Here is an 11,095-nt window from a genome sequence, read left to right as displayed (position 1 = left end):
GTCGGATCTTAATCAGGAAGAATCGCAGTACTCCTCTCAGCAGATTTCAATGACCGATAGCGCTTCTTCAGCAGATCAATATGAGAAAGAGCAATCACAGGATATCGAAGAAGCTGTCCTCACCGAAATTGAAACGGGACCGGAAGACGAACTTCGTGTGTTTTGTCCGAAGTGCCGTCAAGAAGTCAGATATATAGTTCAATACGACAGATTCTGGTGTGATTCCTGCGGAGAATACATGCCTCCAGGTTTCAAAGGGGTCGGAATAGCCGTAACTGAAGAGGAGCAGGAAGAAGTAACGACTCCTGTTTCAGTGGACGAGATATCACCTGTAAGGAAAGAACAGGTTTTTGATGATAAAACATCGGTTATAATGGAAGAAGAACCCGTATCGCCGTTTTCTGTAGAAGAATTACCGATTGAAGATATTCCCGAAGAGGAACATACCGGGTCACTCGACAAAACAAAAGAAGCGGATCTAGATCTAGCCGACGAAAAAGAAAAAGTGGAAACTCTCGACCAGGAAGAAAAAATATCGGTCGTCGGGGCCGGAGAAACAGAAGGAGTAGTCCTTGTTTGCCAAAAGTGCAGTAAAAAAACGAGATACATTGAACAGTATGACAGATATTGGTGCGACTCGTGCGGAGAATACATGCCTGTCGGTTTTGGAAAAAAAGGAGGAACGTCAGAGGAACCTGTAATGAGCATAGCCGAGCTCGAAGATGAGGTCGTCATAGACGAACCTCAAAAAACTTCAATCGGGACTGTCAAAGAACAGCTTAAAGAGACTCCTCATCAAAAAGAGAGATTATCTTGCCCAGACTGTTCAGGTAAAGTGAGATTCATTGAACAGTATCAGAGATACTGGTGCGATAATTGCGAGAAATACATGCCTCTGAATTTCGGTTTGGAACAGGTAAATGTAGTGCCTCCTTCAACAGATTTGTTTGAAAGCCTGAAAGAAAAAGGACAGGAAGAAAAAGAGCAGGTTTTCACATGTCCCAAATGCGGCAGTGTACCCAGGTACGTTGAGAAGTACAAACGGTATTGGTGCGAAAATTGCTCGGAATACATTCAGCCGATATATGACAGAGAACCGCCATTGGACAAGTCGTTAATCAACGCTTGCCCGGATTGCGGAAAACAGCTCGTTAAGTGCGAACCTTGCAAGCACTTTTGGTGTTCGGAATGTGACAAGTGTTATCCAAAGAGCATGTTCCGATGAGTCTGTAAAGATTTTTAACTTTCTCGATGTTTGGTGTTGATTATTAATGGGATTTTCTGTAAAGCTTGAAATTTTTGAAGGCCCCTTGGAGTTGTTGCTTTATCTTATCCGGAGAGACAGACTCGATATCTATGATATTCCCATATCTCACATTACTTATGAGTATTTAGCTTATATCGGAGTGATGAAAGAGCTCGATATAGAAATCGCCGTTGATTTTCTCGACATGGCGTCTTTATTGATGCGAATGAAAGCGAGAGCACTCCTTCCAGCCAGACAGAGCGAAGACATGACAGAACAAGATCTGTCCAAAGATGAACTCACTCAGAGACTCCTTATATATCAGCAGTTCAGGGAAGCGGCAAAGAAAATCCGATCCCTTGAGACGGAAGGCTTGTTGCATTATCAGGTGAAACCTGCCGCAAGGCCAGTCATCGAAGACGCAGAAAAATTTATGGACATCATTTTTTTGATAAACGCTGCAAGAGAACTGACTCAAAGATACAAAAAAATAAGATCACTCAGATTTGTCCTGGATCTGATACCACTTGAAGAGAGAATTGACAGAATAACTGACATCATGCTCGAAAATGCCTCAAGGCAAGTGAATTTCTCTGAAGTGCTCGACGAAAGACATGACAAGCCATGGATAATTGTCAGCTTCATGGCTGTTTTGGAGCTGGTGAGAAATTCATTTTTATCTGTGTCACAGGACAGAATAAACGGGAAAATATGGCTTCGGTTGAAAAGTTCATTGAGAAAGTGACCTCGGCCAGATGCCTTTCCCCTGATTTTCTGTCTCAGGATATCTGGCGAGAGCCCGATGAAATACCTTCTTTCAACGATGCGTTGGAAACAATAGAGAGAACGGTCAGGAAAGGCGGGAACATTCTTGTGTGGGGCGATCAGGATTGTGACGGAATTAGTTCTGCGGCGCTTTTACATTTAGCGCTGACTTCCGCAGGCGCCAGCATCACAACATACATACCCGACAGGAAAAAAGAGGGTATCGGAATGAATATCGGATCACTGAAAAGAGAGATTCTTCGGAATAAGCCCGACCTGGTCATCACAGTTGACTGTTGCAGCAAAGACACAGAAGCCGCCTCTATATTAAGACAATCAGGAATCGAGCTCGTAGTTACGGATCACCATGAAATACCTTCGTCTTTTTTAGATGGAAGAACAATAGTGAATTGCCGAAGAGAAGACAGCCTCTATCCGTTCGGCGGATTGTCCGGAAGCGGAACCGCCCTGAAGTTAGCATTGAAATTTTCCCAGGACCCCTATCTTTGGATACTTTCATCGCTCGGGACGATAAGCGACAGAGTGCCCATGCTTGATGAAAACAGGACCATCGTAAAAAGAGGCTTCGAAGCTCTCGACAAATTCAGGTTTGAATCGATTGACCTTTTGTGTTCGGTTCAGGAATCTCCTTTGCCTGCTTCAACGGACGAATTAAAAAAGATAGTGATTTCGCCTCTTGCATCTGACTCCTCGGAAAACGGAATCTCATCTTCCTTTGAGTTTCTTACAAAAAAACCCGAGATAATTGACGCCGAAGCAATGGTGAGAAGATCCCGCGAATGGATGGACGCTCGCGAAACATACTTTGCAAAAGCGCTGAAGATAAAGCAATATGCGGGCCCTTATGTGTTTTTCCACGACGTGGATGTGCCTAGAAGCATACTCGGTTCCCTGGCTTCAAGGCTTTCTGTCGCGGAAGGGAAGAAAGTGTTCGCCGTCGGAGCGCTCGACGAAGAAGGTTTTGAAACTGTGGAAGCGAGAGCCTGCAGTGGAGACGCACTGACTGTATTGGAAAACAACGGACATTTTTTTAATTCTTTTGGCGGTCATAAAAAAGCCTGTGGAGCAAAAATAAAAAGCGAGAAAGTTGTCGGTTTTTTTGAAAGTTTGAGCCGAACGCCTGACCATGAAAAAATTGAAAAACGCTTCAGGATAGATATCATAACTGATAAATCCGAATTGAACGATGAGGTTCTTCTCACCCTCGCCTCGTTTAGACCGTTCGGCCAGGATTTTCCCGAGATTTCTCTGGAAATCACCGATATGCTTTCATCGAATCCCCTTGAAGGCAAAAACATTTTTTTGCTTAACGAGAAAGCTAAACTCAGAGAAGCTACACCCTTTGACGATATATGGATGTATGATTGAACGGACTAAAAGAAATGAAAGAAGCGGAAAATGAAAAAGAGAAACAATAAAAAGGCTTCTCTTTCTTTGCCTTCTGCTTTTCAGGAAAAATTTCTTCCCGCGCCGTCTCTTGAAAAAAATCTCCCTGCGAAAATTTCAATATCTGAAGACACATTTGAAAAATATCTCGAAGAGATAAGGAAAGAAAAAATGCTTTCGCCGGAAGAAGAAAACGAAGTAGGCAGAAAAATCAAATATGGCAGTTTGAATGAAAAACGTGAGGCCGTCAACAAACTGGTCAAAGCAAACCTTAGATTTGTCGTGTCAATAGCTCTTCACTACGACAGGGAAAAAAAAATAATTACGGATCTTGTTAACGAAGGAAACATAGGTCTTATAAAAGCCGCAAATAAATTCGATTCAGATCGTGGCATCAAATTCATATCATACGCGGTATGGTGGATAAGACAGCACATTTTGCATTACATAATTACTCATCAGAGGTTGTATTCGATACCTTTCAACAGAGCGGGAAAGCTGAGAAGAATACTGAAAGAAGGCAGGGAATTCGGTTTTGACGCAGAGAATTCCAAATATACTGTTAGTGAACTTGCCGAAAAACTCAAAGTTAATTCCCGGGACATAGAGGAAGCCTATGAGTACGCCCAGAAAGATCTGTCTCTCGATTCCGCGAGTTCTTATTTCAATGATAATTTACTGGGGTATTATCCTTCTCCTGAAGAATTCTACCTGAAGAAAGTTGAACAGCAGGAAGTCAATAAACTGATGAAAGAACTGACGGAGAGAGAGCAGTTGGTTTTGAGAATGTACTTTGGCCTTCAGGATTATTCTCCCGCTTCTTTCGAAAAAATCGGCAATGAATTAGGTGTTTCCAGGGAAAGAGTCAGACAAATCAAGGAAAAAGCATTGCAAAAAATCAGGCAGTCGCCGGATTCAAAAAAACTTCAAGACCTTTTGGGGGTAAATAATGACTGAAGTGCTTATAATTACCGGATCCAAATCGGATTCTGAAATTGCCGACACCGTGAAAGAGACTCTTGACAGCTTCGGAGTGGACAGCGTTTTGGAAGTTTCTTCAGCTCACAGAACTCCGGAGAAAACTGCCGAACTGGCAAAAAACGCGGAAAGCAGAGGATTCAAGGTGGTAATAACAGTTGCGGGTTACGCAGCTCATTTGGGAGGGGTTGTCGCGAGCTGGACAATACTGCCGGTGATCTCCGTTCCTGTCAGTTCTTCACCGCTGCGGGGCATAGACAGTATTTTATCAATCGTTCAAATGCCTGGGGGAGTTCCCGTAGCGGCTATGAGCCTCGATAAAGCAGGCGCAAAAAATGCGGCTATTTTCGCTGTCGAAATTCTCGCCCTCGGCAACAATGTATTAAAAGAAAAAATAAAAAAATTAAGGGAGAATTTTTACGCCGTTGATCGAATGTAATAAACTCGAGGCATTTTTTGCCGTTTTGTCGGGTGAAACGGTTCTGATACCGACGGACACTGTCTGGGGATTCGCTTTCGATCCAGAAAACAAAAAAGCCTATAAAAAAGTCTTGGATCTGAAAAAAAGGCAACCGGATAAAAAAATTCCTGTATTGTCACCTTCTATTGAAAGCGCTTACCGTCTGTTTGAAAATTTCAATCCGCGTCTTTACGGATTGACTCAAAAATATTGGCCCGGTTCGCTAACCGTCGTCGGGAAGGCATCAAAAAAGGTGCCGCCTCATCTTCTCGACGAAAAAGGTAAAATCGCCGTCAGAGTCCCAAAAAAACCGGCTCCTCTGGACCTGATAAAAGCATTGAATTTTGTTATGGCCACTTCGGTAAATTTGTCCGGGGAAGAAAGCCCGTCAAATCTTTTTGAGATATCATCGATGTTTTCGGGAGAAGATATTTTGGCGCTGGATATGAATCGGCGAATTCCCCGCAGACCTCCTTCGACCGTGATCGAACCTACCGTGGGAAAAATAATTGTCATGAGAAAAGGAGAGATTAGCCCGTTTGTAATAAGCGCGATAACCGGCATGGAAATCAGATACGAGGCATCGGACCCGATCAGAGTTATGTTTGTCTGCACCGGCAACACATGCAGAAGTCCTATCGCCGAGGCATTTTTCAGGAAGAAAACTGAAAAATCGAAACTGCAATTATGTGTGAAATCAGTCGGAATAAGGGTAAAAAAAATCAGCACAAATTATTCGGAAAATGCGAGAAAAGCTCTGAAAGAAAGACACAAAATAGATTTTCAGGGAAAACCCAAAAAATTAAATAAAAAAGATGTCGAATGGGCCGACCTGATATTGACCATGGACTCGGAAATACAGAAAAAAGTCGAAATAAACGGTGGAGCCGGAAAGACAAAGCTTTTGGCAGAGTTCTCGTGCGAAAAAAACGCCGTCGCAGATCCGTGGGGGAAAGCTTTCGAAGATTACTGCAAAACAGCCGTTGAAATAGAAAAGCACGTTGAAAATCTTGTAAAATATATCGAAGGCAGGGATTATTTTCTGACTCCAGGAAAATACAGATGATCTGAAAAAGGAGATTGTTATGACACCGGAAGAGATTGAAAAAAAAATCAGAGAAAAGCTGTTCATTTCGGAAGGCAAAGAATGTCTTAAGTGTGCGGAAGCTTTCGATGTGGCATCCGAACTGGGCATCGAACCTTCGGAAATCGGAAGAATCTGCAATAGATTGAAGATAAAAATAGTCTCCTGCCAGCTCGGTTGTTTTAATTAATAGACGAGAAAAAAGATGAAAATTATTACAATCTCAGGCTCATGTAGTGGAGCAGGTAAAACGACTGCGTTGAGAGCTCTGCTCAAAAAACTCCCTGTTAATAAGGCCGTAACGGTTAAATTCGGTCACGGCAAAAGTAATCCCGAAAGACCTGAAATTCTTTTTTCGGATATGATGGAAGGACTCGCTTTTATTACGGATTTGTCTGCAAAGGGAAAAACCGAATATCTGTTGATCGAAGGCAACTCGGTTCTAAAATACATTAATCCTGACGTATCTGTTTTCATCGAAGGACATTGCAGGGAGAAGAAAAAAAGCGCCGAACAAGCCAAGGCATTAGCTGACATTGTTATTCTCTGAAAAGTCCCGAAAAAAGCTTAATTTTTAGGCTTTATAAGTAAAGATCCTGCGCCCCCTGGCTTATTAACTCAAGATTGTTTTTTGTTTTTGTCCTCACGTCTTCTTTCGGGATGTCGGACAGCATGGATTCAATTAGTTTGTCGCCTTTCTCGCGTAGCGGCGAGGACGCGTAATTGACGAGGTATTCTTTAAAAGTAGAAAGAGCGTTGGGCAGGCAGTATAGTTTTATAAGGCCGGGTTTTGCGAGATCCATAAAATCCTTTCCAGTTCTTCCGAGTCTGTAGCATCCCGTACAGAATGAAGGCACGTAACCGTAATCGACCATGTCCGTGATGACCTCCTCCAGATTTCTGTGGTCACCCAAAGAAAACTGACCCGTAGATGAAGGATCTGTGTATCCTCCGGGATTTGTCCTCGATCCGGCGCTTATCTGTGATATACCTAAACTGAACGCCTTCCTCCTCATTTCAGCGTTTTCTCTGGTACTCAGAATCATTCCTGTGTAAGGGACGGTTATTCTCAGAATAGCGATTATTTTCATGAAGTCATCATCGCTGAGGACGTAAGGCGGATGTGACGCTATGTATGATCCCGTCGCCGGTTCGAGACGCGGTATTGAAATTGTGTGACAGCCGACCCCGAATTTTTCTTCGAGGTGTTTTATGTGTTGAAGCAGAGCCATCACTTCGAATTTATAGTCGTAGAGTCCGAAAAGAATACCGACTCCGACGTCGTCTATTCCGGCTTCCATGGCTCTGTCCATAGCTGTCAGGTGGAATATGTAGTCAGATTTGCGACCCTTGGGGTGCATTTTTTTATAAGTGTCGAAGTGGTAAGTTTCCTGAAAAAGCTGGTAGGTTCCTATTTTTGCGGCCTTGAGTTTTTTGAATCCTTCAACTGACAGGGGCGCTATGTTTATGTTTATTCTTCTGATTTCACCGTCTCCCACTTTGATTGAATATATGGTTTCTATGGCCTTGACGGAGTAGTCGAGAGCGTCTTCTCCGAGCCCTTCACCGGAAACAAGAAGGACTCTTTTATGCCCTTGACCGATGAGGGCTTCCACTTCTTTTCTTATTTCGTCATGAGTCAGGGTTTTTCTCGAAATTTCCTTGTTGCTCTTTCTGAAAGCACAGTAAAGACATTCGTTGTTGCACAGGTTTGAAACGTAGAGTGGAGCAAAAAGAACGAGCCGTTTTCCGTAGATTTCATTCTTTATGTAATTAGCCGTGTCGAGAAGTAACTGCCTTGAATCTTGATTGGCGACCATAAGAAGTCTTTCAGCTTCCTCGTACGAAATGCCTTTCATTTCTTTTGCGTGATCAGTTATCTCCGAAACTTCTTTATAATCGGGCTCCTTTGTATTTTGGAGGTAGCTGAAAATTTTTGCGTGATCTATGAATGCCGTGTCCATATCATGCTCCTTTCAAATTTCAGTGAGCCCAGCCATTATTTTGGCTGCATTTCTTTCAGCCTGACTTCCTTTGTCTGTGAAAAGAGAATATATTTCTGGAAAAGGTTTCAGAGCTCTCGGAAAAACAGATTTGAGATAGGATATTAAAACCCCGTAGTTTGTTATTGGAACACCTGCTTCGCGGGCTTTTTCCTGCCTTTTCAGCATCTCTTTCCTGTTGAGAGTGCACGCACCGCAATGAACGACGAGTTTGTATTCTTTCAGGTTCGAGGGATATTCGTATCCGGGAACGGTGGATATTTCAAGACTTCCCCCTACGTAGGCGTTGAGCCATCTCGGGATTTTAATCCTGCCTATGTCATCTTCAAGAGGGTGGTGCGAACAGGCTTCGGCTATCAGGACCTTGTCGCCGGGTTTGAGATTTTTGACAGTCTGAACTCCCTCTACCATCTGATTCAAATCGCCTTTTTGCCTGATGGAAAGAATCGAGAACGAAGTAAGGAGTATGTCATCGGGTACGTCTGCGGCAACTTGAGGAAAAACCTGGGAATCGGTAATCACAAGAGACGGTTTTTCCCTTAGTTTGCCAAGAGTTGCCGGCAATTCCCTTTCTTTGCACATAACCGGGATTGCGTCGGAATCGAGAATGTCTCTCAGCGCTTTTACCTGAGGCATGATCAGTCTGCCCTTGGGGGCGCCTAAATCTATGGGGGTGACAAGAAGTACCATTTCTTCGGGGTGAATGAGGTCGGACACAAACGGTCTTTCCCACTCAGAGGGCGCAACTTGAATTATTCTTTTTTTAAGGTCTTCAATTCCTTTTCCTTCGGTCGAGACTATCCTGACAAAAGCTTTTCCAAAAAGCCATTTCTGGGTCTCGCGGGACGTATTCAAATCTGTTTTATTAAGGGCGATGATGAACGGGATGTTTTCTTTTTCGAAACCTGCGACAAGTTCATTTTCGAAATTAAAATTGTCGGTTTCGACGTCTATTATAAGGACAGCGAGATCAGTCTTTTCAAGGATTTTTTCAGTTCTGTCTTTTCGCAATTTTCCCAAACCATCATCGGCGTCGTCAATTCCTGCCGTGTCTATCATGACGACCGGACCCAGTGGGGCAAGTTCCATGGATTTAAAAACCGGATCTGTTGTTGTACCCGGTACTTCCGAGACTATCGCTGTATTTTGACCGCTCAAAGCGTTTATAAGAGATGATTTGCCGGCGTTTCTTTTCCCGAAAATACCGATGTGGAGTCTGTCTCCTCTAATCGTTCTGCTTTTCATCTTATTCCTCCAAAAAAGGCATTCCTGGAGAAGCCATAATTTCGGGATTGAGAAGTTTGTCTAATTTTTCAGGATCCAAAATCTTTTCAGAGCGAATGATCTCCACAATATTCCTGTCTTCCTTTCTCGCACGTGAAACTATCTCCGCCATTTTCTCGTGGCCGACAATTGGAGAGAGCAGAGTGGCAACGGCGAATGAATTTTCGACGTAGCGCTTTATTCTTTCCCTGTTAGGTGTTAATAATTCTGTTGATTCTGAAATTTTGACGAGGCAGTTTGAGAACATTTCAATATTTTCAAGTAAAACATGAGCGATGTAAGGAAGAAACTGGGGCAGTTCGAGATTGCTCTCGGAAGCTGCGGTTGAAACGGAATGATCGCAGGCAATGACGTGCAGGCATATCTGTTCCGCAGCTTCGAAAATTACCGGATTGATTTTTCCAGGCATTATTGAAGATCCCGCCTGCATGGCGGGTAATATGAGTTCTGCAAATCCGCAATCAGGACCGCTCGAAAGCAGTCTGATGTCCGAAGCGAATTTTTTCACTGTTACTGCACCCGTCTTTATAATGCCCGAAACTTCGATTATCTGATCCGTGTTCTGAGTTCCGTCCACGAGGTTTCTCGATAGTGAAAGAGGTTCTTCTGTAATTTTTCTTAGCTCGTCAATTACAAAAACGGAATATTTTCTGTCCGCGTTAATGGAGGTTCCGACCGCAGTACCCGAAATATTGACCTCTCTTATCCAATCGATCGCTTTGTTAATCCTCCATCTGAACCTCGAAATTGCGTCTGCCCAGGCTGAAAATTCCTGCCCCAGCGAAACGGGCATTGCGTCTTGCAGTTCTGTCCTGCCGATTTTAAGTATGCCTGAAAATTCCTTTTCCTTTTTCTGAAGAGAGGCAAGGAATGTTTCAATTGACGAGTGTAGTTTTCTCAGTGACTTGAGGAGTGAAATTTTCACAGCCGTAGGATAGACATCGTTTGTGGACTGAGAAAGATTTACATCGTCGAGTGGTGATATGAACCGGTAATCACCGAATTCTTTTCCGGAGATTTTAAGCGCCGTGTTGGCTATTAATTCATTGGCGGACATGTTTGAAGACGTTCCCGCGCCTCCCTGAAAAGGGTGTATTGACGGTGCCAGTGAATCATTGCCGGAAAGAAGCTGTTCACATGCGCTTATTATAGCCCTGGCTTTGTTTTTTTCAAGAAGCCCCGCTTTCATGTTGGCCTCTGCGCATGCACTTTTAACGGTTATTACGCTTCTGAAAAGGTCTTCTCTCATCTTGGCGTCGGAAAATCTGAAATTTATTTCCGCTCTTCGCGTGTGAATGCCGAAAGGGTAGTCATCGGGAAGCTCAATTTCTCCGAGGAAATCTTTTTCTTTTCGCATATTTTTTCTCCGGTTAAAGTTCTCTTTTTGATAAAAGAGTTTTGGTTTCAACGCCTTCAAGATTTCCGAGTTTTCCGGTCAAAGATCCTAACTCGTCAGTAGTCCCTTCAAAGACTACTGCTATGACGTTGATTTTCGGACTGCTGTTGACCGAAGGTATACCGAGCCTTCCCTTGATAAACATGGAAAACTCTGAAAGCACATTGTTTACTTCTCTGGCGCTGTCCGGGGAATAAATGAAAATACCGACGACTCCGAGACGGCTAACAAGTTTTGAAGATCTGCAGGATTTTTCTGTTTGAGGCATATTTTCTCCTTTTGTCAGACCAGTTCCGGTCCTTCCGTCAGATTTGATGCTATTTTCAAGCGTGAGGGGAAAAAAGTCAACTGGAATTGCTTTTATGAGTTGTTTTGAAACATTTGATTTCGAATCTAAACTTGACAGGTGTGATGGTGAATTTTAATATGGAATGTCTCATGATTCAGTCCAATGTTAAAAAAAGGAGGATTT

12 protein-coding genes are annotated in these 11,095 nt (G+C 43.3%); 8 read left to right on the top strand and 4 right to left on the bottom strand.

The window, feature by feature from the left end:
• From JXL83_07260 to JXL83_07225, 8 genes are all read left to right on the top strand, one after another.
• The coding region (locus JXL83_07260) for a hypothetical protein (GenBank protein ID MBN2363914.1) at nt 1–1,225 on the top strand (1,225 nt) is incomplete at its 5' end.
• A 94-nt stretch (nt 1,226–1,319) separates the two neighbouring features.
• The gene (locus JXL83_07255; protein MBN2363913.1) at nt 1,320–1,991 is read left to right on the top strand and encodes a segregation/condensation protein A; all 672 of its coding nucleotides are present in this window, start codon (nt 1,320–1,322) and stop codon (nt 1,989–1,991) included.
• Entirely contained in the window at nt 1,958–3,400 is a 1,443-nt protein-coding gene (locus JXL83_07250; GenBank protein MBN2363912.1) for a DHH family phosphoesterase, read from the top strand. The genes JXL83_07255 and JXL83_07250 overlap by 34 nt, the downstream gene beginning before the upstream one ends.
• Before the next feature lie 30 nt (nt 3,401–3,430).
• A complete protein-coding gene (locus JXL83_07245; protein MBN2363911.1) occupies nt 3,431–4,375 on the top strand; it encodes an RNA polymerase sigma factor RpoD/SigA in 945 nt (314 codons plus the stop codon).
• Nucleotides 4,368–4,835, top strand: a complete 468-nt coding sequence (gene purE, locus JXL83_07240) for a 5-(carboxyamino)imidazole ribonucleotide mutase (protein MBN2363910.1) — start codon at nt 4,368–4,370, stop codon at nt 4,833–4,835. Before JXL83_07245 ends, purE begins: the two co-directional genes overlap by 8 nt.
• A complete protein-coding gene (locus JXL83_07235) occupies nt 4,822–5,922 on the top strand; it encodes a Sua5/YciO/YrdC/YwlC family protein (GenBank protein ID MBN2363909.1) in 1,101 nt (366 codons plus the stop codon). Before purE ends, JXL83_07235 begins: the two co-directional genes overlap by 14 nt.
• A gap of 19 nt (nt 5,923–5,941) precedes the next feature.
• A complete protein-coding gene (locus tag JXL83_07230; protein MBN2363908.1) occupies nt 5,942–6,130 on the top strand; it encodes a hypothetical protein in 189 nt (62 codons plus the stop codon).
• A 15-nt stretch (nt 6,131–6,145) separates the two neighbouring features.
• Nucleotides 6,146–6,490 carry a hypothetical protein gene (locus JXL83_07225; protein ID MBN2363907.1) on the top strand — a complete coding sequence of 115 codons (345 nt, stop codon included), beginning with the start codon at nt 6,146–6,148 and terminating at the stop codon, nt 6,488–6,490.
• A 31-nt stretch (nt 6,491–6,521) separates the two neighbouring features.
• Here the strand turns inward: JXL83_07225 and hydG are convergent, their stop codons facing one another.
• From hydG to JXL83_07205, 4 genes are read right to left on the bottom strand one after another with little or no spacing between them, the layout of a single operon-like run.
• Entirely contained in the window at nt 6,522–7,904 is a 1,383-nt protein-coding gene (gene hydG, locus JXL83_07220; GenBank protein MBN2363906.1) for a [FeFe] hydrogenase H-cluster radical SAM maturase HydG, read from the bottom strand.
• 12 nt (nt 7,905–7,916) lie between these two features.
• Nucleotides 7,917–9,188 carry a [FeFe] hydrogenase H-cluster maturation GTPase HydF gene (gene hydF / locus JXL83_07215; protein ID MBN2363905.1) on the bottom strand — a complete coding sequence of 424 codons (1,272 nt, stop codon included), beginning with the start codon at nt 9,186–9,188 and terminating at the stop codon, nt 7,917–7,919.
• Nucleotide 9,189: 1 nt separating this feature from the next.
• Nucleotides 9,190–10,584, bottom strand: coding sequence for an aspartate ammonia-lyase (locus JXL83_07210; GenBank protein MBN2363904.1), 1,395 nt, complete (start codon nt 10,582–10,584; stop codon nt 9,190–9,192).
• Between the two features lie 13 nt (nt 10,585–10,597).
• Nucleotides 10,598–10,891, bottom strand: coding sequence for an iron-only hydrogenase system regulator (locus JXL83_07205; GenBank protein ID MBN2363903.1), 294 nt, complete (start codon nt 10,889–10,891; stop codon nt 10,598–10,600).
• Nucleotides 10,892–11,095 lie beyond the last annotated feature (204 nt).

This window comes from candidate division WOR-3 bacterium (genome assembly GCA_016934535.1).
Classification (GTDB): domain Bacteria; phylum SDB-A; class SDB-A; order SDB-A; family SDB-A; genus JAFGIG01.
This window is presented reverse-complemented; position numbering and strand designations above follow the sequence as displayed.

Coding starts and splice junctions, on each gene's coding strand:
- JXL83_07205 (MBN2363903.1), bottom strand. CDS start 10,891: ATGCCTCAAACAGAAAAATCCTGCAGATCTTCAAAACTTGTTAGCCGT.
- purE (MBN2363910.1), top strand. CDS start 4,368: ATGACTGAAGTGCTTATAATTACCGGATCCAAATCGGATTCTGAAATT.
- hydF (MBN2363905.1), bottom strand. CDS start 9,188: ATGAAAAGCAGAACGATTAGAGGAGACAGACTCCACATCGGTATTTTC.
- JXL83_07210 (MBN2363904.1), bottom strand. CDS start 10,584: ATGCGAAAAGAAAAAGATTTCCTCGGAGAAATTGAGCTTCCCGATGAC.
- hydG (MBN2363906.1), bottom strand. CDS start 7,904: ATGGACACGGCATTCATAGATCACGCAAAAATTTTCAGCTACCTCCAA.
- JXL83_07230 (MBN2363908.1), top strand. CDS start 5,942: ATGACACCGGAAGAGATTGAAAAAAAAATCAGAGAAAAGCTGTTCATT.
- JXL83_07225 (MBN2363907.1), top strand. CDS start 6,146: ATGAAAATTATTACAATCTCAGGCTCATGTAGTGGAGCAGGTAAAACG.
- JXL83_07250 (MBN2363912.1), top strand. CDS start 1,958: ATGGCTTCGGTTGAAAAGTTCATTGAGAAAGTGACCTCGGCCAGATGC.
- JXL83_07245 (MBN2363911.1), top strand. CDS start 3,431: ATGAAAAAGAGAAACAATAAAAAGGCTTCTCTTTCTTTGCCTTCTGCT.